This is a genomic window from Gluconobacter japonicus (assembly GCF_002723975.1).
GTDB classification, from domain to species: Bacteria; Pseudomonadota; Alphaproteobacteria; order Acetobacterales; family Acetobacteraceae; genus Gluconobacter; species Gluconobacter japonicus.
In genome coordinates this window covers 21,479-41,690 of the sequence record NZ_BEWO01000019.1, presented here as the reverse complement: position 1 = coordinate 41,690, position 20,212 = coordinate 21,479, and the positions used below count along the sequence as shown (strand labels likewise).

At 55.4% G+C, this 20,212-nt stretch carries 19 protein-coding genes and 1 tRNA gene; 3 read left to right on the top strand and 17 right to left on the bottom strand.

Features of this window, described 5'->3' with window-relative positions; all coding sequences use genetic code 11:
- The 4 genes from GJA01_RS11865 to GJA01_RS11850 form a co-directional block, all read right to left on the bottom strand.
- Positions 1-750: hypothetical protein (locus GJA01_RS11865; RefSeq protein ID WP_099282380.1), on the bottom strand; the 750-nt coding region annotated here is incomplete at its 3' end.
- A gap of 46 nt (positions 751-796) precedes the next feature.
- Positions 797-3,463 carry a valine--tRNA ligase gene (locus GJA01_RS11860; protein ID WP_062503079.1) on the bottom strand — a complete coding sequence of 889 codons (2,667 nt, stop codon included), beginning with the start codon at positions 3,461-3,463 and terminating at the stop codon, positions 797-799.
- 55 nt (positions 3,464-3,518) lie between these two features.
- Positions 3,519-4,010: a DUF2497 domain-containing protein gene (locus tag GJA01_RS11855; protein ID WP_062503081.1), complete on the bottom strand. Its 492-nt coding sequence runs from the start codon at positions 4,008-4,010 to the stop codon at positions 3,519-3,521.
- Between the two features lie 35 nt (positions 4,011-4,045).
- Positions 4,046-5,503, bottom strand: a complete 1,458-nt coding sequence (locus GJA01_RS11850) for a TolC family outer membrane protein (protein WP_062503083.1) — start codon at positions 5,501-5,503, stop codon at positions 4,046-4,048.
- Positions 5,504-5,655: 152 nt separating this feature from the next.
- Here GJA01_RS11850 and GJA01_RS11845 point away from each other — a divergent pair.
- A tRNA-Cys gene (locus GJA01_RS11845) sits at positions 5,656-5,729 on the top strand.
- Positions 5,730-5,778: 49 nt separating this feature from the next.
- Here the strand turns inward: GJA01_RS11845 and glk are convergent.
- Both glk and GJA01_RS11835 read right to left on the bottom strand, forming a co-directional pair.
- The gene (gene glk / locus GJA01_RS11840; RefSeq protein WP_062503085.1) at positions 5,779-6,747 is read right to left on the bottom strand and encodes a glucokinase; all 969 of its coding nucleotides are present in this window, start codon (positions 6,745-6,747) and stop codon (positions 5,779-5,781) included.
- A gap of 91 nt (positions 6,748-6,838) precedes the next feature.
- On the bottom strand, positions 6,839-7,642 hold the full coding sequence (locus GJA01_RS11835; protein ID WP_062503129.1) for an SDR family NAD(P)-dependent oxidoreductase: 804 nt from the start codon (positions 7,640-7,642) through the stop codon (positions 6,839-6,841).
- A gap of 152 nt (positions 7,643-7,794) precedes the next feature.
- Between GJA01_RS11835 and GJA01_RS11830 the strand changes: the two genes are divergently transcribed.
- Positions 7,795-8,964 carry a hypothetical protein gene (locus GJA01_RS11830; protein ID WP_062503087.1) on the top strand — a complete coding sequence of 390 codons (1,170 nt, stop codon included), beginning with the start codon at positions 7,795-7,797 and terminating at the stop codon, positions 8,962-8,964.
- A 23-nt stretch (positions 8,965-8,987) separates the two neighbouring features.
- Here the strand turns inward: GJA01_RS11830 and thiL are convergent, their stop codons facing one another.
- The 3 genes from thiL to nrdR are packed head-to-tail and all read right to left on the bottom strand — an operon-like array spanning position 8,988 to position 10,921.
- Entirely contained in the window at positions 8,988-9,935 is a 948-nt protein-coding gene (gene thiL / locus GJA01_RS11825) for a thiamine-phosphate kinase (protein WP_062503089.1), read from the bottom strand.
- Between the two features lie 3 nt (positions 9,936-9,938).
- On the bottom strand, positions 9,939-10,421 hold the full coding sequence (gene nusB / locus GJA01_RS11820; RefSeq protein WP_010501611.1) for a transcription antitermination factor NusB: 483 nt from the start codon (positions 10,419-10,421) through the stop codon (positions 9,939-9,941).
- A complete protein-coding gene (gene nrdR, locus GJA01_RS11815) occupies positions 10,418-10,921 on the bottom strand; it encodes a transcriptional regulator NrdR (protein WP_010501613.1) in 504 nt (167 codons plus the stop codon). Before nrdR ends, nusB begins: the two co-directional genes overlap by 4 nt.
- A 107-nt stretch (positions 10,922-11,028) precedes the next feature.
- On the opposite strand from nrdR, the gene GJA01_RS11810 reads away from it, so the two are divergent.
- The gene (locus GJA01_RS11810; protein WP_062503091.1) at positions 11,029-11,493 is read left to right on the top strand and encodes a copper chaperone PCu(A)C; all 465 of its coding nucleotides are present in this window, start codon (positions 11,029-11,031) and stop codon (positions 11,491-11,493) included.
- 16 nt (positions 11,494-11,509) lie between these two features.
- Here GJA01_RS11810 and recQ read toward each other — a convergent pair whose 3' ends face one another.
- The 8 genes from recQ to GJA01_RS11780 form a co-directional block, all read right to left on the bottom strand.
- On the bottom strand, positions 11,510-13,420 hold the full coding sequence (gene recQ / locus GJA01_RS11805; RefSeq protein ID WP_253783188.1) for a DNA helicase RecQ: 1,911 nt from the start codon (positions 13,418-13,420) through the stop codon (positions 11,510-11,512).
- A complete protein-coding gene (locus tag GJA01_RS11800) occupies positions 13,374-13,781 on the bottom strand; it encodes an OmpA family protein (protein WP_010501619.1) in 408 nt (135 codons plus the stop codon). The genes recQ and GJA01_RS11800 overlap by 47 nt, the downstream gene beginning before the upstream one ends.
- A 59-nt stretch (positions 13,782-13,840) precedes the next feature.
- Positions 13,841-15,514, bottom strand: coding sequence for a thiol reductant ABC exporter subunit CydC (cydC, locus tag GJA01_RS11795; RefSeq protein ID WP_062503094.1), 1,674 nt, complete (start codon positions 15,512-15,514; stop codon positions 13,841-13,843).
- Positions 15,511-17,199, bottom strand: coding sequence for a thiol reductant ABC exporter subunit CydD (gene cydD / locus GJA01_RS11790; RefSeq protein ID WP_062503095.1), 1,689 nt, complete (start codon positions 17,197-17,199; stop codon positions 15,511-15,513). Before cydD ends, cydC begins: the two co-directional genes overlap by 4 nt.
- Positions 17,200-17,308: 109 nt before the next feature.
- Positions 17,309-18,544 carry a sensor histidine kinase gene (locus tag GJA01_RS11785; protein ID WP_253783190.1) on the bottom strand — a complete coding sequence of 412 codons (1,236 nt, stop codon included), beginning with the start codon at positions 18,542-18,544 and terminating at the stop codon, positions 17,309-17,311.
- Between the two features lie 153 nt (positions 18,545-18,697).
- Positions 18,698-19,087: a hypothetical protein gene (locus GJA01_RS15610; protein ID WP_253783192.1), complete on the bottom strand. Its 390-nt coding sequence runs from the start codon at positions 19,085-19,087 to the stop codon at positions 18,698-18,700.
- A 91-nt stretch (positions 19,088-19,178) separates the two neighbouring features.
- Complete coding sequence (locus GJA01_RS15305) at positions 19,179-19,352, bottom strand: NepR family anti-sigma factor (protein WP_023942497.1); 174 nt, start codon at positions 19,350-19,352, stop codon at positions 19,179-19,181.
- 204 nt (positions 19,353-19,556) lie between these two features.
- Positions 19,557-20,132 (bottom strand): sigma-70 family RNA polymerase sigma factor, encoded by a 576-nt coding sequence (locus GJA01_RS11780; RefSeq protein WP_010501628.1) that lies wholly within the window; start codon positions 20,130-20,132, stop codon positions 19,557-19,559.
- Positions 20,133-20,212 lie beyond the last annotated feature (80 nt).

The following is a 20,212-nucleotide window of genomic DNA, read 5'->3' as shown; positions in this document are numbered from 1 at the left end:
GTCATGGCCAGTATTTGGAACAATATCGATGTTCCAGTTGAAGGGAACATCCAGGCGGTAAGCCTGTTCCCGAGCCTGTGCAAAAGCCCATTGCCCTCGTTCCAGACGATTGCGTCCCTGTCCCATAGCCTGCGCAATGCGGCCCGCTCCGAGCGTAGTTTCCACATCGTCTGATCCCAGAAGAATGGTCAGGTGCTCGGACAGGTAATGCTTGAGGGAGGTCTGGTGGATATTCTCTGACCAGCCATTAAAGCCATATGGCACGGGGCTGTCCGTTTCAGGCTCTACATAAGTGGCGGGGTTCATGAGAATGATTTCGGCTTCATCGGCCGAGGCATAAGCCGCAACACGATCCAGAAACTGGGCGCCAGCAGAGTGGCCGATCAGAATGATAGGCAGCTGAGGAAGATCGGTTTCCTGCCATGCCCATTGCTCCAGGGGTTTGACCAAGGCGGCGGCTGGAAGTTCATTATTTCGAGTAGGAAAACCACCTCGCTGGTATTGCCAGGTTGGAAACTGTTTTTCAGGAAATGTAGGAGAGAAAACAACGCCGCAGACAGCGTTGGCGAGAGGGACACTGTCGTCCCGGTACGCCCCACTGTTGCGGTCTTTGGCTGCCATAACGAGCAGAATGGCTCGCAAACGACAGTCTGGCGGCCGGAAGGCCAGCACGTCCATGGTCTGGCCAAACAAAACAGCTTTCTGTGTGCTTGAGCCTGTTGGGAGTTCTGAGGCTCCGGCAGGTGACACTTGGAAAAGTGTCACAGCCAGAGCAAGGCGAGTAAAATGTAGAGGGTTAGCCAAGCCGTGCCAAAGCGGCCTTGAGGCGTTCAAGATCGTGCTCGAAAGTTTCGAGACGCTGGCGGTTTTCTTCAACCACTTCAGGCTTTGCGCGTGCAACAAAATCGGCGTTGTCCAGTTTGCGGCGGACCTTAACAATTTCACCTTCGTTCTTGCTGATCTCTTTTGCAAGACGTGCACGCTCTGCATCGAGATCAATAAGGCCTTCCAGTGGAATAAAAATTGTTGCTTCGTCCAGAACGATCTGGGCTACATTGCGAGGAATGTCACCCGTCAGAACGCCAACTTCTGAAACACGTGCCATGCGGCCGATAGCCTCTTCCCAGGTTTTGGCACGAGCCAGATTTTCCGATGACACATCACGGAAAATCAAAGGAGCCTTCTGGGACGGCGGAATATTCATTTCCGAACGAACGGTCCGAATTTCACCGATGAGGCGGACCACCCAATTGAGCTCCGCCCGCGCCTGATCTGCATCCTGAACGACCATAGCCTCCGGCCAACGGATGGCCGTGAAGTCACCAATATAGCCGAGCTGCTCCCAGAGCGTTGCCGTGACAAATGGTATCACGGGCTGCATCAGGCGCAGAATCAGACCCAGAACATGGGCACTGACGGTGCGTAGTTCTGCTGTTTCTTCGTTTTCGGCGGCAAAAACCGGTTTTGAGAACTCAACGAACCAGTCACAGAAGCAGCTCCAGACGAAGCGATAACAGCAGTTTGCATATTCATCGAAGCGATAGGCTGACAAAGCCTGCTGTGCTTCGGCAATCGCTGCATTGGCTTCCGTCAAAATCCAACGACTGAGGCTGCCTTGAACCTTGGCGGGGTCAAAGTCTGCTACGGGGGCGGCACCATTCATCTCGAGGAAGCGCGCTGCATTCCAGAGTTTGGTGACAAACGCGCGATGCTCTTCGACGCGTTTTCTGCCCAACTTGATGTCTCGACCTGGACCGGTTCCTGCACAGATTGCAAGACGGGTCGCATCAGCGCCAAATTCTGCAATCAGGTCCAGAGGATCAAGGCCATTGCCTTTGGACTTGGACATTTTCTGGCCTTTTTCGTCCCTGACGAGGCCATGAATCAAAATCGTGCGGAATGGCACATCGTCCATGAAATGCAGGCCCATCATCATCATTCTGGCAACCCAGAAGAAAATGATATCAAAACCCGTCACCAAGACGCTTGTCGGGTAGTAGCGGGCAAGTTCCGGCGTTTTATCGGGCCAGCCAAGGGTCGTGAACGGCCAAAGACCAGAACTGAACCACGTATCCAGAACGTCTTCGTCCTGTGTCAGGACAACACCAGCGCCTGCTTGTGCCTGTGCTTCAGCCTCGTTTTCTGCAACGAAAACACTGCCATCTGGTGCGTACCAGGCCGGAATGCGATGGCCCCACCAAAGCTGGCGACTGATGCACCATGGTTGAAGATCCCGCATCCAGGCGAAGAACGTATTCTGCCACTGACGGGGCTCAAAAACGATTTTACCATTTTCGACGGCTTCTACGGCCGGGCCAGACAGCTTCTGGGCATCGCAGTACCACTGGAGTGTGAGGCGCGGTTCGACGATAGCGCCACCGCGCTCGGCATATGGGACCTGAAGCTTATGAGGCTCGATTTTTTCAAGCCATTCCAGGCGCTCAAGTTCCGATACGATGCGCTTGCGTCCCTCTTCCCGGCTTAATCCAGCCAGAGAATTTACAAACTCTACGGATGCGAGACCTTCAATGTCCTGCAATTCACTGCGTATTTCTTCAAGCCAGATGCAGGCAGTTTCATCGAGCATGGTCGGTGCGGGCAGATCATGGCGCTTCCCGACTTCGAAGTCATTGAAATCATGGGCTGGCGTGATTTTGACCGCACCTGTCCCTTTTTCAGGATCGGAATACAGGTCCGCAACAACAGGAATGCGGCGGCCTGTTAAGGGGAGCGTGACAAATTTCCCGATCATATCTGCATAACGCTCATCCTCGGGATGAACGGCAACAGCGACGTCTGCCAGCATCGTTTCCGGACGTGTGGTCGCTACCGTAATGGTTCGACCATCCTCAAGCGGGTAACGAATGTACCACATCGACCCGTTGGTCTCGCGGTTTTCGACTTCCAGATCCGAAATTGCTGAACGGAAATTGGGGTCCCAGTTTACCAGACGGCGATCACGGTAAATGATGCCTTCCTGATGAAGCTGCACAAAGACCTTGCGCACTGCCTTCGACAGACCTTCATCCATCGTGAAGCGCTCACGCTCCCAGTCGGCAGAGGCTCCGAGTTTCCGGAGCTGCTGAACGATTTCACCGCCAGACTGCTGCTTCCAGTCCCAGACACGCTCCAGAAAACCTTCGCGCCCCAAAGCTGTCCGGCTGATGCCTTCTTTATCCAAGGCGCGCTCGACAACCATCTGGGTGGCGATACCCGCATGGTCGGTTCCTGGCTGCCAGAGGACATTAAACCCTTCCTGTCGCTTCCAGCGGATCAGGATGTCCTGAAGGGTGAAGGTCAGGGCATGACCGAGATGAAGAGTTCCCGTGACATTCGGTGGTGGAAACATGATCGAAAAAGGTGTGCCTGATGCGTTTGGGTCGGCACGGAAAGCCCCGCTTTTCTCCCAGTTTTCGTAAAGGGAGGTTTCGTGTTCGGCGGGAACAAAACTTTTTTCGAGCATGATAATCCAGAGAGGTCAGCGAAGGCTGTCAAAGTGAAAGAAAGATGCGAGCTTTTCAGCTGTTGGGGCGAAGGCGCGCGATCTCGGCACGGACGAGGATTTCTACCAGAGACGGGAGATGGGCGTCCATCCAGGTCCGTACCATCGCCCTGACTTCGGTTCTTACCATATCCTCAATTGTCATGCCGCTGCCATTGCTGATGACGGTATCCGAAGGAATGGTCTTGTTTCCGGATATACTGAAGGCTGTCTGAAGATCTTTCAGAGAATGCTCAGCCGCTGCGATGGTCTGTGCCCCCATGAGATCGTCTGACGAGGCAGTCTCAACTGTTTTCTGCTCTGAGGACAGTGTGACGGCCGGGGCCGAAACCATCATGGAGGGATCGAGGGTAAGTTCATCCTGAGGTGTGGCTGATGTCATAACCTGACCCTTCTTATCAGTGTTCAATGTATCGTCATGCAGGATCTGACGGATCGAGCGGAGAACGGTTTCAATTGTTTCGTCATCATGGCCCGTTTGGGGCGGCGGTTGTACTGAGGAGGTCATGGGCTACAAATTATCCGCAGCTTATAGGAAAGTTTTTAACGCCCGGGCTGGTTGATTGCGTAATCGCTTGTTCCCCACAGCTTGTTTTTAACGGCGTTGTAATAAGCCTTTTCATCATAAAGGGGGACGCCAAGCTTCAGGTCAGAAGCAGTCAGTCGGCCAATGGACGCCGCTACGGAGTAGGACGACCGCACCAGACTGGAGAGATGCTGCACCAGAGCTTGCTGCGCTGACAGGAGTGTTTGCTGCTGCTGCAGGACGGCAAGGGTCGTACTAGTGCCAACAAGAGCCTGTCGTTCCACGCCATCCAATGCGATCACGTTTGCTGAAATGGCTATCCGGTCGCTGGCAATAGACTGCTTGTAGGCCACCATCTGCTGCCAACTGGAGGCAGCCTTTTGAAGAGCCTGACGGCGCTGCACATCGACTTCTCTGTGAGCTGCCTGAGTTTGCTGACGTGCGCCTCGAATGGCGGAATATTCCGAACCCCCTTGGTAAATGGGGATCTGGAAAGCAATGACGCCGTATTTATTGTCTGTCAGGGAGCGGCTGTAACCCTGGTTGACAGAGTGTTGGTAATTCAGTTCCGCCGAGACCTTGGGCATGATCGCTGAGATCTGGACAGAGACATTGTCTTTCTGCTGCGCTTCCGCGAAGAGAGCATTGACGACAGTGGGATTATTCTGAACTGCCAGCGCAACCGCTTCTTTTTCGCTTTTTACCGGTAGATTGAGAGGCTGAGGTGGCTCAAGGTTAGGAGCCGCTGCGATGCCAACAATCTGCAGGTATGTGGCCTGGGCACTCTGAAGTGTGCCTTCTGCCTGCTGGCGTTGTGCGGTCGCGCTCGCCAGAGCTGCTTGTGCCTGTGCGACGTCTGTACGGGTGATTTCGCCAACATGAAAACGTTCTTCCGTCGCCTGAAGCTGCTGCTGAAGAACGCGCTCGTTGTTGATGGCCAATTGTAGAAGTTGTTCATCTTCAATAACGCCGACATAGGCATTGACGACATTGGTGAAGACGTCCTGCTCTGTCGCGATCAGCTTGGCGCGTTCTGCCATGACCTGATTGGTTGCTGCGTGGATGCTAGCGAGAGTCTTTCCACCCTGATACAAAGGCTGCGAAATATTGACGCCACCGCTGTAACCGGGTGTCTTGTAAGCGACATTGCTTCCCAGGGAGCCGCCTGTTGAGGCGTAGTTGGTCCGGCCATCATAGTAACTGAGGTTCATGGTCGTCTGGATGGTAGGATGCCAGCCAGCCATGGCTGTAGGCACCTGCTCATCCGTCGCGCGAAGACGCGCGCGCTCTTCCCTGAGGGTCGGGTTGGTCAGATAGGCGGTAGCAAGAGCTTCCTGCAACGTATGCGGGACAAAGGTGGGTGAACCGCTCCCATCATATTTCTGAGCAAGAGCGGTGCCGCTCAGGAGGAAGGTCAGAAGACCTAGTCCGAGGGGACCAGTGATTGTCTTTGCGCCGTTGCGTCCTGAAGTCATGAGATATCCTGCCGTCTGAACACTGTATCGCAGCGTTTCGTGAATCAGATCTTAATAGCCTGTTCATTCCAAGAAGAAAAATCATCTTCCTGATTGAAATATCTCTCTTGACCAAAAGCTTCTGAAAGACGATACAGCGCCTGTCTCCCCGAGGTCCGGTGGCAGAATGGTGATGTAGCGGACTGCAAATCCGCGAATGTGGGTTCGATTCCCGCCCGGACCTCCAGGAGACCTTATTTTGTCCCCATGAAAATCCGGATGTTTCGCTCACCCCGTTAGGAGTGAGCTTCTGCATAGGCTGCTGCTGCCCCGAATAGGCCGGGCTGCGGATGTGTGATGATCTTGACGGGCATTTCGCTCATCATGGCCTCAAATCGGCCCTTGGCGACGAAACGCTCTGCAAATCCGGACTCTCCAAGAATGCTGGCTAGGCGTAATCCCAGACCACCCGCAATCACCACGCCCTGTGCACCGTGCGCGAGAGCCAGATCACCAGAAATGGCACCAAGGCTGAGGCAGAATCGTTCGAGAGCTGCAGCGGCAATCGTGTCTGAGCCTTCCATTGCATTTTGCCAGAGGGTCTTGTTGTCCCGCAGGGTAATGGGTAGCCCCTGCTGCTCGGCAATCACTTCATAAAGATTTGTCAGACCTGGCCCGGACACGATCCGTTCGGCCGAGACGCGGCGGAAGCGTTGACGCAGGGCCTTCAGAATCCGGTCTTCTACATCATCGAGCGGCGGGTAGTCCAAATGGCCACCTTCTGTCTCCATGACAAAGTACTTTGAGCCGCGTCGAAGAAGGCATGCAGCGCCAAGTCCCGTACCAGGACCAACGATTGTGATGGCACCTTGGGGGGGCAGATCGATATTCGGTCCGCAGAGATGCTGCATGAAGGAAGAATCAACCTGCGCGACTGCGTGAGCGATAGCACCGAAATCGTTCACAAGAACAAAATTGTCCAGATGCAGCCGCTGAGCGAGTTGGGACGGATGGATGATCCATGGATTGTTGGTCATCTTCAGGATTTCGCCTGTGACCGGACAGGCGACGGCAATTCCTGCTTCTTTAGGCATTGGTCGGTCAAGAGAACGACCAAAAGCCTCCCATGCAAGCGCGAGACTGGCGTGTTCGGCGCATTTCAGGGTGACGGCTTCTCCCAGCTCGATGACCTTCCCGTCCTCGATGCTTGCAATCGCGAAACGGGCATGGGTGCCCCCGATGTCGACTGCAACGATTTCCCTCATGACAACTTTCCTCTGGCCTGTCTGGCGGGTTCAATGTGGAAGCAGTCGCTTACCGGCTGCGTGACGTCAAGTTAACGAGATACTGCTTTTCCTAATTTGACGCACTCTGTCGCACTTCTGCAGAGCGCAGCAGGCGATGAGCGATGGGACGCGGCACCAGCATTTCCAGTAGTCGAGCAAGTGCAAATGGCCATGGGAACAGGAGATGGGCCCTGCCCTGGCCGATCGCACGGGCGATCATGCGCGCAGCTTTGCGGGAAGAAACCAGGAAAGGTCGCGCGCCTTCCAGGCGTTGGCTCATCGGTGTGTCCACATAGCCGGGAGAGACTAGCGTGATATGGACGTTATGCGGGGTCATAGCTGCGTGAAGAGCGGTACTGAACCGGGCCAGACCGGCTTTGGAGCCGCTATAGGCCGTGGCAATGGGCAGATCATGGAATGCCGCCACAGAGCCTATCAGGGCAATGTTCCCTCCTCCCCGTGTGATCATTCTCCGGGCCATTTCGGTCGCCAGTGTGACGGGCGTTGTGAAGTTGACCAGCGAGATTGTCTTTACCTGCTCGGGAAGTTCCGTGAGTTCACCTTCCGGCCGGATATCGCCCAGGCCTGCAGCCAAAATGAGAATATCGACTGGAGTGGTATCATCGGCCTTGCGAAGGGCCTCAAGGGCTGCCTCAGGGTCGCAGAGGTCCAGTGCCAGAGTTTCTGTTGTCGCCCCGTGTTTGGCGGCCTGTGCTGCGACACGATCCAGACGCGTCTGATTACGTCCCCATAAAACAAGATGTGTGCCAGCCCGTGCATAATGAAGCGCAAGGGCTTCTCCGATGCCGCTTGAGGCCCCGGTGATCAGGATGCGGGATTGAAGACCGGGCCGGCTGGGCGGTGTCGATGTCATGGAAGAAAGATCCATATATTGAAAGTCATGGTCGGATTGGTGGTGGAAAGGTATAGCCTTCCCGTGCCAGAAGATGCGACCCCGTGTCTGAACAGCACGCTACCCTTTATTCCGGAACCTGTTTTCCAACCAGAGGTGCAAGGCCCGACCCTATGACATCGCCCGCTCCGCAAGATGATCTAGTAGTCCGTCCAGTTACGACGCGGGCACATCTGAAGCTCTTCATTACCCTGCCCCGCCGTATTTACGCGGGAATGGCGGGATTTGTTCCTTCCCTGGATCTGGAACAGAACGATCTCCTTAACCCTCGTAAGGCGGCGATTTTTCGTCACTCCAGCATCCGTTACTTTCTGGCATGGCGCGGTAATGTCCCGGTCGGGCGAATTGCTGCAATCGTAGACCATCGTGCAATCGAGTTTTGGGGTGAGAAAATCGGGTCCTTCGGGGCGCTGGATGCTGTACCGGAAGCGTCTGTTGTGGCTGCTCTGCTGGATGCCGCCCGGCACTGGCTGCGGTTGCAGGGTATGGAGCGCGTTCGTGGTCCTGTGACACTGAGCGGAAATGGTGAGTCCGGTCTTATGATCGAGGGGCAGGATCAGCCCTTGATGATTGCGATGCCGTGGCACCCCAAGCTGCTTGGTCAGCTCGTAGAAGCCGCAGGTTATGAGCGCACGGAAGACCTGCTGAGTTACAAGCTGGATCTGACGGACGACAGCGAGTCGATTTTCCGGGTCCCAGGTGACCTTACGATTGGCGAAGGACGTCTTGGGTCGATCTCCCTGACACGCCTCTCCAAGAAGCAGATTGCAGATCAGGGGGAGGTTCTGCGGACGCTTTATAATGATGCCTGGAGCGGAAAGTACAACTTTGTGCCTCTTCAGGACTATGAAATGAAGGCTATGATCGATCAGCTCAAGCCGCTGCTACGGCCTGAGCATTATGTACAGATCGATCAGGATGGAGAGCCTGTTGCCATGGCTCTGGTTGTCCCAAATCTCTACGATATTGCTGGCGATTTGGGCGGTGATCCTTCACCGTTGGGCTGGGTGAAGCTTGGTGTTCGCCTTGGGCTGCATCGGTTCCACTCTGCGCGCGTGATCCTGTTGGGGGTAACCCGCAAGCTGCACGGGACCATGCTCGGGTCTCTGCTGCCATCTCTGGCGATTTCAGAGCTGCTCCGTCGTGGTCAGTCTCTTCCCTACAAATGGGTCGAGCTTGGGTGGATTCAGGAATCCGATACGCGGATGAAGAATCTTGCAGAAGCCGTCGTGCCGCATCCTTACAAGCGGTATCGCCTCTATGAGCGTGCGATCGAAGGCTGAAGTGCCACAGGCGCTGGTAGCATTCAGAAGTGCTGCCAGCCGCCTTTCAAAAACTGAATGACCTGCCCGTTCTGATTTAGCACACGCACACTCTTTCCTGAATGCACAGACCCTATTCTTGTTATGGGTGTGTGGGCTTGCTGACAGATTTCAATCAGGGCGTTTTCCTGCTCAGGTGCACAGGCTAGGAGCAGTTCGTAATCATCCCCCCCTGTCAGCCGTTGCTCCAACCACTCCGGTCCCAACGACTTTGCTTCTGATGACGCTGGCACGGCCTCAGCCAGAACATCAATGGCCACTTCAGATTCTTCAGCAATATGCTGGCAATCCTGGATAAGCCCGTCTGAAATATCCATCGCTGCATGCACGATACCGTTTAGGATCAGTCCTGTTCTTGGTTGCGGTAACCGATAGCGATCAGCCAGAAATCCTGACGGGTCAGAAATTTTCCCCTGAAGTGCCAACAAGCCGAGAGCGGCGTCTCCTATCGTGCCTGTGACCCATAAGCTGTCGCCCGGTATGGCGCCATTTCGCCGCAGCGCAGTTCCCTTGTGTAAACGTCCAAACACCGTAGCCGAGAGGACCAGAGGTCCGGATGTGGAGGTTGTGTCACCTCCGAGTAGTGTCACGCTGTATCGGGCCTGATCCTCTGATAGCCCGGCTACAAAGGCGTTGAACCAGCTATCGTTGTAACGTGAGTTTCGGGGAATGGTGACGTTCAGGGTGTAGGCGTAGGGCGTTGCTCCCATGGCTGCGATATCTGACAGATTGCAGCGCAGGAGCTTTCGTCCGAGCGTTTCCGGCGGATCATCCGACAGGAAATGGACGTTCTCGACCATTGTGTCGGTTGAAATGGCCAGTTCCTGCCCTGGAGGGCAGGAAATCAGGGCGCAGTCGTCTCGAAGGTCAAGGCTTTCCGGGCCTGCGAGGGGCCGGAAGTGTCGGGCGATGAAACTGAATTCGCCCGACATGGATCAGGCGTTGCCTTCACCGCGGCGGCTCAGGGTATCCAGAATACCATTCACCATCTTGGGTTCATCACCGAAGAAGAAGCCATGGGCGACGTCCAGATACTCGTTGATGACGATGCGGTCTGGAGTGTCTGTTTCGGTAATCTCGAAAACAGCGGCGCGCAGGAGGCCGCGAAGAACGGGATCAAGGCGGGAAATTGGCCACTGCTCTGGAAGAAGATCGCTCAGTGTGTGGTCAACCTTGTCCTGCTTCAGTGTGACGCCACGGACGATTTCCTGCATCAGAGTCAGGTCGGCGTCGGGAATGTGGCCGTCTTCGAACGAGGCTGTCGGGCTCACACGGCGATGGCGGAGGAATTGGTTGAGAACGGTTTCCGCATTGTCGCCAGACTGTTCGCACTGGAACAGGGCCTGAACAGCGGCAACGCGGGCGATTGTCCGGCTGCGGCGCGTCGGGTGGCTCGTGGGCGCGTCGGATGCGGTCATGGTGTCTCCTGGGAGTCTTTGGTCGGCAGGGACGCGTGTGCGTCCCCGGGAATGGGGTTCATGTCGGCGAGGATCTTCGAGAAAGCCTCGACTTCACGGAAGTCGCGATAGACGCTGGCGAAGCGGACATAAGCCACACCGTCCACCTCACGCAATGCGTCCATGGCAAGTTCGCCGATACGATGTGAAGAAATATCCTGTTCTCCGGAGGCTTCAAGCTGTCGGACCAGTCCGTTGACCAGTCGTTCCTGACGCTCCTCCTCAACCGGGCGCTTGCGCAGTGCCACGCGAATGGAGCGTGCGAGCTTGTCCCGATCAAACGGTGCGCGGCGACCATCGGCCTTGATGACAGTCAGTTCCCGGAGCTGAACGCGCTCAACGGTCGTGAAGCGCTGGGTGCAGGCGGAACAGACGCGACGGCGGCGGATGGCCGTTCCATCTTCGCTGGACCGGCTGTCCTTCACCTGAGTGTCTTCATGTCCGCAGAAAGGGCAACGCATGGACGGTCCTGATTGTTCGGGCCTTGTGGTGGCCGGGGAATTGGAGGCAGTTTACCGGATCATACGTTCCGACCCAAACGGGCCTGTCTGTTTTTAGGAGACTGTCGTTGAAACGGGTATCTGCCGCTTTTGCTGTCCTGTTGTCGTTTTCTGCGGTTCCGGGCTTTGCCCAGGATGCCGGTGCGCTTCCTGCTGCCCAGCATAACCGCCAGAAAATCGTTGTTCTGGACGGAACGCTCTCGCCCTCGTCACACAGCACGTCATACGCCAGCGGCTATTTCACGATTCGCAATGACGATGGTGCGGATCATCTGCTGAAAGGGGTGTCGTCTTCGGTCTGCTCCAGCATCACCGCACACCACACCAATCAGGAACAGACTCAGGCAACGAATGATCTGTTTTCCCATCTGTCCCTTCCCCATAATTCGGAAATGATTTTCCCACCCTCAGGGTATCATCTGTTGTGCGGCGGCATCACGAAGCCTTTGCAGCAGGGAGAGAAAATTCCGTTTACCTTCCAGTTCCTTGACGGGGACAGCATTACGATCGGGTTTACGGTCAAGCCCGTATAATCAATTCCGGGAAATCTCAGGCCATAATTTTGGCCGAGATTTCCTTGATGACGGCCAGAACCGATTCGCCATACCGGTCGAGCTTGGATGTTCCTACGCCTTTGATGCTGGCAAGCTCCTGATGGCTCACTGGATGCTCCCGGGCAATGTCCCGTAGAACAGAGTCGTGGAAGATGACGTAAGGCGGGATTTCCTGTTCCCGGGCTTCTGAAAGTCTCCACTGACGCAGTGCATCGAACACAGTTTTTTCTTCAGTCGACAGGCTCTCGTTTTCCTGATTGCTGGACGGCGTGCGGGCGATCAGGCTCTGGCGCGTATCCTGACGCAGCCGAATTCTCTCGTCTCCGCGCAGGATCGGGCGTGCGATGTCTGTCTGAAGAGCCAGACTGCCATGTTCGCCATGGGTGCGGATGGCACCCCGCGCAATCAGTTGCCTGACAACCGCTCGCCACCAGTTTTCCGTCTGATCCTTCCCGATCCCGAAGACGGATAAATGCTGATAGGCGTGGCGTTCGATGGTTTCGTTCGTCTTGCCTCGAAGTACGTTGGTCAGCTGAACGGCTCCAAGACGCTGACCGGTACGGTAAATCGCGGACAGGACTTTCTGGGCCGCCTCTGTCCCATCGAAGGTGGAGACAGGCGTGATGCAGTTGTCGCAATGTCCACAGGGCTCTGACAGATTTTCACCAAAACAGGCCAGGAGAGCCTGTGTTCGGCATCCTGTGGTTTCGGTAAGAGCAATCATGCTTTCCAGCCGGGATTGCATGACACGTTTCTCGTTGTCGGGAGCGTTGGACTGTTCCAGCCAGTGGCGAGCCCGCGCCATATCCTCACCGCCATACAGCAGAAGCGTATCGGACTTTTCTCCGTCACGCCCTGCCCGCCCAATCTGCTGATAATAGGCTTCCGGCGAAGACGGCATATCCAGATGGATCACGCAGCGGACGTCTGGCCGGTCAATCCCCATGCCAAACGCAATCGTGGCGACGATCACCATGTCTTCACCGGAACGAAAGCGCATAAGGGTTGCACGCTTCTCTATGGGAGACAGGCCCGCATGATACGGAAGAGCCGTCAGACCTTTTTCCCGTAGCATGGTTGCGGTGCGCTCGGTTTTGTTCCTGCTGCCGCAGTAGACGATGGCTGCTCCGGTGCGATGGCTTTCCAGCGCTTCAAGCAACTGCTTGCTCTCGCCACCTTTGGGGCGTGCTTCCACAAACAGGTTACGCCGGTGGAAACTGGCCATCAGAACCCGTGCGTCGGGCATTCCCAGAACATTGAGAATATCATCCCGTGTTCTGGGGTCGGCTGTGGCCGTCAGAGCAATGCGGGGAACATTGGGGAAAAGTTCCGGCAAGGACGCAAGAGCGCGATATTCGGGACGAAATTCATGTCCCCAGGCGGAGACGCAGTGTGCTTCGTCAATTGCGATCAGAGAAATCTGACGCTTTGACAGGAAATTGCCGGTTCCGGGCTGGAGAAGCCTTTCGGGTGAAATGTAGAGGATGTCGATCTTGTTGTTCCGCAGATCGTCGCGCAGGATTTCCCGCTCTTCTGTCTCCAGTTCCGAATGGAGAGCAGCTGCACGAATACCAAGCTGGCGAAGACCTGCGACCTGATCGTCCATCAAGGCGATTAGGGGAGACACAACGATGCCCATGCCATCTCGGCACAGGGCTGGAACCTGATAGCAGAGACTTTTTCCGCCACCGGTCGGCATGAGGACCAAAACGTCCTCACCGCGCATGACGGTCTCTACGGCTTCTCCCTGAAGGCCGCGGAAACCGGAAAACCCGAACACATCCGACAGGACCTGTTCGGGATTACGGCCCGGACTGGGCGTAGGGTTCAGATGTCCCTCCGTCACTCCGAGCGCCGGATCACTGGCCCGGATTGATGGTGATGGAGACGCGGCGCAGTGCAACATGTGAGGCGTCAATCGTTGTTTCCGGCTCTGGACGGATTTCAATTTTTGCGCCGTTTACACCGTCATTGGCGAGCTGGGTTGCGACGGCCTGTGCACGGCTGTCAGCCAGTTCCTTCAGAACTGCCGGGTCGCCATTCATGCCAGCGGAACCTGCCACACGAATGGTCTTTGCGTTTTCGTTGCGTGCAGCCGTTGCAGCCTTCGTGACGACAGCCTGGGCAACAGGGCTCAAGGTTACGGAGTCACGATCAAAGAACACGACATAGCTGTCGCGGGAGGGCTGATCCGCGCAGCCAGCGAGGGCGGCGGTCAGGACGAGAGCCGGAGCCGCAAGACGGATGGAAGAAAGAATACGAACCATGGCGTAACGTCCTGAAAGAAAGGATTGAGGCCTCTAGGTGCCTTGTCGGCAAAGGCTGGTCAACCTGCGCTTGAAACAACGTGTCCGTTCTCGAGACGCCAGATTCGATCCAGCTTCTCAACGCCTGTCAGGCGATGGGCGATCAGTAGCACGCTTCGACCATCTCCAACATTGTTCAGGGTTTCCAGAAAGGCTTTTTCTGTATCTGCGTCCAGACCGGTGGCTGGTTCGTCCAGAATGAGCACGGGAGCGTCCGAAAGCAGGACACGGGCCAGTGCAATACGTCGCCCCTGCCCGCCAGAAAGCTTGGAACCACTTTCGCCAATCCACGTGTCCAGACCATCCGGAAGGCTCCGAACCGTATCTGCGATCTTCGCCTGTTCCAAAGCGGTCCACAGCGCATCTTCGGAGAGGTCCGTGCGACCGAGAAGCAGATTATCGCGGATGGTGTCATCAAAAAGATGGCTGGACTGGGAGAGCCACGCGACCTGAGAACGCAGGGTTTCGTTCTGAAGTGTTGCGATATCTGTTCCGCCAAGAAGGATCTTGCCTTTTTCGGGGGCGACGACCTTGAGGAGCAGAGCGGCAAGGCTCGATTTTCCGGCGCCTGAAGGGCCAATCAGAGCAGCGCGTTCCCCTTCACGAAGAGTGAGTGTCAGATCCTGAAAAACGGGGGCCCGGTCGGGCGTCCAGCGGAAGGTCACATTCTCTACGCGGATGTCATGACGAGCAGGCAGGGCTGCTGTTCCTTCAGGAACCTGAGAGCCGCGCTCGGCCACTTCCATAATACGTTCTGCCGCGTGTGAGACCTGTCCGTATAGGAGGCCTGCGCGGGACAGGCCTGTGACGCCATCCAGAGCTGTAATGGTGACAAACAGGGCTGCAATACCAACAACTGGTGCGGATTGCTGAAAGATCAGGCCAGCGACGGCGCACAGGATGACGGCGATTCCGGCTTTTGCGATCAGACCTGCCAGCCCGTTTGTCAGTGCCATACGAAGCGCCTGACGCTGCTGCGCGGCAAACAGTGCATCCTGACGTTGCGTTACGGCGTTTGCCAAGACGTCTTCAGCGCCAAAAGCTCTTGCTTCCCGTAAGCCGGAGGCGAGATCGAGAGCTGCTACCCGGAGGTCCGCATCTGCATGAAGAATGTCGGGGCCGAATTTTCTGGACAGGCGTGCGGCGATCCAAGGCAGGACGAATGCCAGAATGGCAAAAAATCCTCCTGTGATCAGGCCGGCTAATATGCCCGCCTTCAGCCAGACAACAGCTGCGACCGGAAGGGTCAGAACGGCTGCTGCTAATGGAATGAGAATGCGAAGATAAAGATTGTCTAGCGTCTGCACATCAGACACCAGCCGCGACAGGAGATCGCCTGACCTCTGGAAGCCGAGACCTGCTGCTGCCCCTCCGGCCAATCGGCGGTAAAACCACACACGTAGATCAGACAGCGCACGGAACATGGCGTCGTGTGTGTAGAGCCGTTCAAAATAACGGAGAACGATCTGGGAGGAGCCAGCGATTTGCAGAAGTATTGATCCTGCGGCGACACCGACAGCAGCTGCGGCGACGCGGCTTCCTGCTTGTCCCATCAGAAGCAGGCCGGAGCACACAGCCAGTTCTGCGATAATGCCACCGGTTATCAGGCGGCTGTAATGTGGCTTCCAAATTTGGATGACACGGGAAAGAGCAGTTCCATTTTTGGGTTGCTCGGACTGAAAAGAGGCGCTCATGCGGCTTCCTCCGTGTAGGAGATGGCGTGCCCTTTGTTCAGAACGAGGTGTCGCCCGTGGAACTGTCGAGCCTGTGCGGAGTGTGTACAGAGAACAACTGTTCGTCCCTGCGCCAATGTGCGAAGGCTTTCCAGAATTTCAGCTTCTGTTATCGGGTCAAGGTGGGACGTAGGTTCGTCCAGAAGCAGGATCGGTGCGTTTTTGAGGAATGCCCGCGCGATGGCAATACGCTGTGCCTGCCCCCCGGAGAGACCGAAGCCTCCCTCGCCGATACGTGTTTCAAGTCCTTCCGGCAGCATGGAAAGATAATGGTCGACCGCTGCAGCAGAAATCGCTGCATTCAGTTCCTGATCAGAGGCTTCAGGTTTGGCAAAGAGAATATTTTCCCTGATCGTGCCAGCAAATAGAACAGGTTTCTGCCCAATCCAGCTGATCTGTGCAGAGATTTGACGGGGCGTCATGTTGGCCATGTTCTGGCTGCCGAGGAAGATCGACCCTTCGGATGGTGTAACGAAGCCAAGAAGCAGCTCAAGGAGCGTTGATTTTCCTGATCCGGATGGGCCTTCCAGGATCAGTGTTTCACCAGCGGGAAGTTTAAAGCTGACGTCGTGAATGACGGGGCCGCGGTCTTCGGTCCATGCAAAAGAAAGATTTTCTGCCATAATCGCCAGGCTGGCTGGTGCGTCTGTGGCAGAACAACCCACAACATGGCTTTCTTCCGGCATGGGAGCGAGTGCATGCATGGCTTCTGCTGCGGCTGACGCATGGGCTCTGTCTTGATACGCCGCAGAAAGAGCACGGAAAGACGCGAATGCTTCTGGCACCAACAGGATTGCATAAAGAGCGCGGGTCAGGGTCAATTCTGGCGTCGAACTGCTGAGACTATGGCTCTGTGTGATGACAATCAGTACGAGAGCGACAACCATAGCCACATCTGTCGTTGCAGATGCGAGGAAAGCGATGCGGAGCACTTTCATTGTCCGTAGACGCAGATCATCGGCACTGTTGGCCAATGCCTGTGTTTCACGCTCCGTACCACCCGACAGAACGATGGTTGCAATTCCTTTGACGCGGTCCAGAAATCGCGTCTGAAGGCGGGTCATGGCCAGAAACTGCTTGCGGGACGCGACGGCTGTAGCGATGCCAAAAATAGCCTGGAAAACAGGCAGAGTGGCGCAACAGATCGCAAGAAGAATGCCCGCTTGATGATTTTGCCAAAATACGGCCGCAACCACGATCCACTGAGAAACCAGCCAAAGGGCTGAAGCAGGCAGCCAGCGTGCAAAATACCCGTCCAAAGCTTCTATGCGATCGACCAGAGTTGAGGCGATGACAGAGCTATGTTGGCGGCGGAGAAGAGCGGGTCCTTCCCCGAGGATACGCGCAAGAATTTCCGAGCGTAACCGACGACGCGCAGCAAGACTTGAACGTGAGGCCATGACTTCCTGAATAACACCCAGTCCTACTCGAAGCAGACTGGCCATTAGAAACATTCCGATCGCTGGTGGTGCACCGGCGGAGTGGGATGTCAGGATGGAAGCAAGTGCCCGGGCCAGAGCCCATGCCTGCAGAAGACCCAGAAGGGTCGAGAGCAGTCCGAGGATCACTACGATGGAAGTGCTGGAACGGCTGGCTCGTCCCTGCGCCTTGATCCACGCTTTTGCGATTGTTTTATCGGCCTTCATGATCCCTGCATATAGGTCGCAAAATTGCTGTAAGACAGCCTTCGACGCATTTCTTGCAGCTTATTTAGATTTTTATGCCCATTTTCAGGAGTCGGAACTCCAGTACGCCTTACGAGATGGGCGAATCGTCTCTGTTGATTGCCTGCTGCGCGATGGCGACCGCGGTCGGAACGGGATCAGCGGGAACAAACTTTAGATTATACCAGGTGCCACCATCATTGTTGATCAACAGGTCCGCGTTGATTTGTCGCGCAAAACCTCGGATTAACTGAATGCCTATGCCTTCACGTCGCGTGCGGGACTCGGAGGCGCGGGCGGCGTCCAAGCCAATCCCGTTATCTCCAAGTTCAAGTTCAACGAGACCCTCTTTTTCCGGAGGGGGATTGGGGACGCGACGAAGCGAAATACTGATAGCGCCTGATCGGTTTTCAGGGAATGCATACCGAAGAGCATTGCTAACGACTTCTGTGACAATCAGTGCCACCGGAACCGCCTGATCCGGTGAGATCAGAACATGCTCAATGTCCAGCTTCAGCCGAATACGAGTCTGCGTATTCATGTTGTGAGCAGAGAACAGGATGGAACATAATTCTTCGAGGAAGCTCTGAACGTCGAGCGCCGATAAGCCGTTCTCTGAATAAAGATAGCGATGAAGGGTGGCGAGCGCTCTGACCCTGTCCCGCACAAGTCTAAATTCCTCGCGGGCTTCATGGGAACGGATACGACTTGCCTGTAGATTCAGCAGGGATGCAATGACCTGAAGATTGTTTTTAACGCGATGGTGGATTTCCCGAATCAGCATATCCTGATGATGGGCAGATTTTTCGAGTTCCTGCTCATGGCGTGTCAGACGACGTGTTGCACGGAGAAACGCCCGTTCAAGATGGCGGATTTCCAGCGGGATCGAGCGGTTGATACGGGGATCAAACGGGGCGCCCCTCCTCCATTCTGCGACGGCAAGAGCAAGTCGTTCCAGTGGCTCTACAAGAAAGGTTCTGGCGGCAAGGGCAACGGCGATCAATTCCAGTGCCAGCAGTCCTGCAATTAACCCCACCCGAATAAGGAAAATATTAAGAGCTCTGCTTTCTTCATGTGTGCGCTCGGTGGCGACAAGGAGGCTGACCGGGCCATAGGCATTCTGAAGAACATAAGTCGTGCCTTTAATCGTGAAGGCATCGTGCAAGGCATGTCTTGTAAAGTCTGTTTTAAGACGCTCGTGAACTGCTGCGGGAAGTTCAGGGATGTCGGGATGATCAGGGAAAAGCGAAAAGATCGCTTGATCCCCCATCAATAGAAGATGACGGGCATTGTCATTGACGCCCAGAAGAAGTCGGCCATCTCCCATTGGCAGGTGGCTTCTTTGCCATCCAAGCGTTCGTACCGCTACTATATAACCGGTAATGGCGCCCTGATTCATCAGTGGGACAACGAAGCGGATGAGTGGACCGCGTTTACCCTTCAGAACGTCTACGCCAATATTGGGACGATGAGCGCCGTCTTAAAGAATAGGAAGCAGTTCGCTCGAAGTGCAGATTGCCGGGTCTTGAGATGACGGTGGTGGCAGAACCACGACCGGGCGACCGTCTGCATCCGTAAGAACCAGTGAACAATAGTGATGCTGGGAGATGGTTTGAACGAGAGCAAATTCCCTGAGAGCATTGTCAGGGGAGATGTTTCCCTCTGCGAGCATATCCAGAGCGGTATGGGTCTGGTCCATATCACTGGATAGTTCAGAGAGGGCGGTTTGGGCGTCTTTCTCGGTACGAGAAAGCGCATTCCCTACATTTTCCTGATAATTATGCCAGGCAAGCAGTCCCGCAATGGTGGCCAGTGGCAGAGTCGTTGCGACAATGAGCGCCATGACACGGGCACTGACAGTGTCTAGCATTCTCACACTGCGAAAAATCATTCTGCGGTAAGGAATGATCAGGCCCCTTGAGACCGCCGACCCGATATCTCAGGTCGGGCTGCAGATTTTTTCACTTGTTGCGGTCTTCTTCGATAAGCTTGAGGAGCTCGTCAGGAATAGGTTCGTTCGCAACATCGTCAAAGAGCTGATGAAGTCCGCGGCTCAGCCAGATACCAAAAGGAGAATCGTTCTCTTCAACTTTTGGTTTTCCGGATGAGGATTGGGACTTGTCTCCTCCGGTCATTTTATAGTCCTGAGCCTCTCTGTGACAAAGGAGAACAGTCACTTCTGTCCCTGCGTGCTGCCTGCCATCGGTCGACCTTATCAGAAGCCGATGAATGAGGCAGCGACGGAATGTTTACAAAATACAGCAGACCTGCCGCAATTGCCTGAATTCCGAAATGGACGATTTTTTAACGTCCGTGCAAGACTAAAAGTTCATACTCGCTCAGGAAAGAAACAGATCATCCGCAGACTTGCCGTCGCGATGGCGGGCATCAATCGCTTCACGCAGCGCTTTTACCTTGACCCGGAGCTTGTCGTTGCTGGGCATTTCTCCCGTCATCCATGCTTCAAGCTGACGACGTGCGCGGAAAACGCGACTTTTTGCTGTACCAACGGCGCAGTCCGTAGCTTCTGCCAGAGCTTCATAGCTCATGCCCTGAATAACAACCATAACGAGCGCTTCCCTCTGATCAGCCGGAAGGCGCGACAGAGCGAGAGAGAGGTCCTTTAATGCAAGGCTGTCTTCATGTGTGGCCGGGCTTGCAAAATTGGCTGCTGGCACATCGTCGATATCTGTCGTCTCACGGCGTTTGCGCAGATCGGAGATGAAGCGATTGCGAAGGATACGATGCATCCAGGCAGAAAAATTGGTGCCGGGTATAAAGCTGTTCTGGGCGGCAAGAGCATTGCACACAGCATCCTGAACCAGATCTTCTGCAGCTGCGCGGTTGCGGGTCAGGGAAAGGGCCTGAACGCGAAGCTTCGGAAGAATGGCAATAACCTGGTCATGGAACGTCATGGGAAATACTCCTGATTTCGTCCTGTTTCATGGGATCAATGAACGGAACTTCAGGATCGTTGCATCCAGATGGAAAATTT

Bases quoted from the DNA above. Each gene is read 5' to 3' on its own strand.
- GJA01_RS11785 (WP_253783190.1), bottom strand. From the start codon at position 18,544: ATGGGAGATGGCCGACTTCTTCTGGGCGTCAATGACAATGCCCGTCAT.
- GJA01_RS11860 (WP_062503079.1), bottom strand. From the start codon at position 3,463: ATGCTCGAAAAAAGTTTTGTTCCCGCCGAACACGAAACCTCCCTTTAC.
- GJA01_RS11800 (WP_010501619.1), bottom strand. From the start codon at position 13,781: ATGGTTCGTATTCTTTCTTCCATCCGTCTTGCGGCTCCGGCTCTCGTC.
- glk (WP_062503085.1), bottom strand. From the start codon at position 6,747: ATGAGGGAAATCGTTGCAGTCGACATCGGGGGCACCCATGCCCGTTTC.
- cydD (WP_062503095.1), bottom strand. From the start codon at position 17,199: ATGAAGGCCGATAAAACAATCGCAAAAGCGTGGATCAAGGCGCAGGGA.
- GJA01_RS11850 (WP_062503083.1), bottom strand. From the start codon at position 5,503: ATGACTTCAGGACGCAACGGCGCAAAGACAATCACTGGTCCCCTCGGA.
- cydC (WP_062503094.1), bottom strand. From the start codon at position 15,514: ATGAGCGCCTCTTTTCAGTCCGAGCAACCCAAAAATGGAACTGCTCTT.
- GJA01_RS15305 (WP_023942497.1), bottom strand. From the start codon at position 19,352: ATGACCGGAGGAGACAAGTCCCAATCCTCATCCGGAAAACCAAAAGTT.
- GJA01_RS11830 (WP_062503087.1), top strand. From the start codon at position 7,795: ATGACATCGCCCGCTCCGCAAGATGATCTAGTAGTCCGTCCAGTTACG.
- thiL (WP_062503089.1), bottom strand. From the start codon at position 9,935: ATGTCGGGCGAATTCAGTTTCATCGCCCGACACTTCCGGCCCCTCGCA.
- GJA01_RS11855 (WP_062503081.1), bottom strand. From the start codon at position 4,010: ATGACCTCCTCAGTACAACCGCCGCCCCAAACGGGCCATGATGACGAA.
- recQ (WP_253783188.1), bottom strand. From the start codon at position 13,420: ATGTTGCACTGCGCCGCGTCTCCATCACCATCAATCCGGGCCAGTGAT.
- GJA01_RS11835 (WP_062503129.1), bottom strand. From the start codon at position 7,642: ATGACATCGACACCGCCCAGCCGGCCCGGTCTTCAATCCCGCATCCTG.
- nrdR (WP_010501613.1), bottom strand. From the start codon at position 10,921: ATGCGTTGCCCTTTCTGCGGACATGAAGACACTCAGGTGAAGGACAGC.
- GJA01_RS15610 (WP_253783192.1), bottom strand. From the start codon at position 19,087: ATGCTAGACACTGTCAGTGCCCGTGTCATGGCGCTCATTGTCGCAACG.
- GJA01_RS11780 (WP_010501628.1), bottom strand. From the start codon at position 20,132: ATGACGTTCCATGACCAGGTTATTGCCATTCTTCCGAAGCTTCGCGTT.
- nusB (WP_010501611.1), bottom strand. From the start codon at position 10,421: ATGACCGCATCCGACGCGCCCACGAGCCACCCGACGCGCCGCAGCCGG.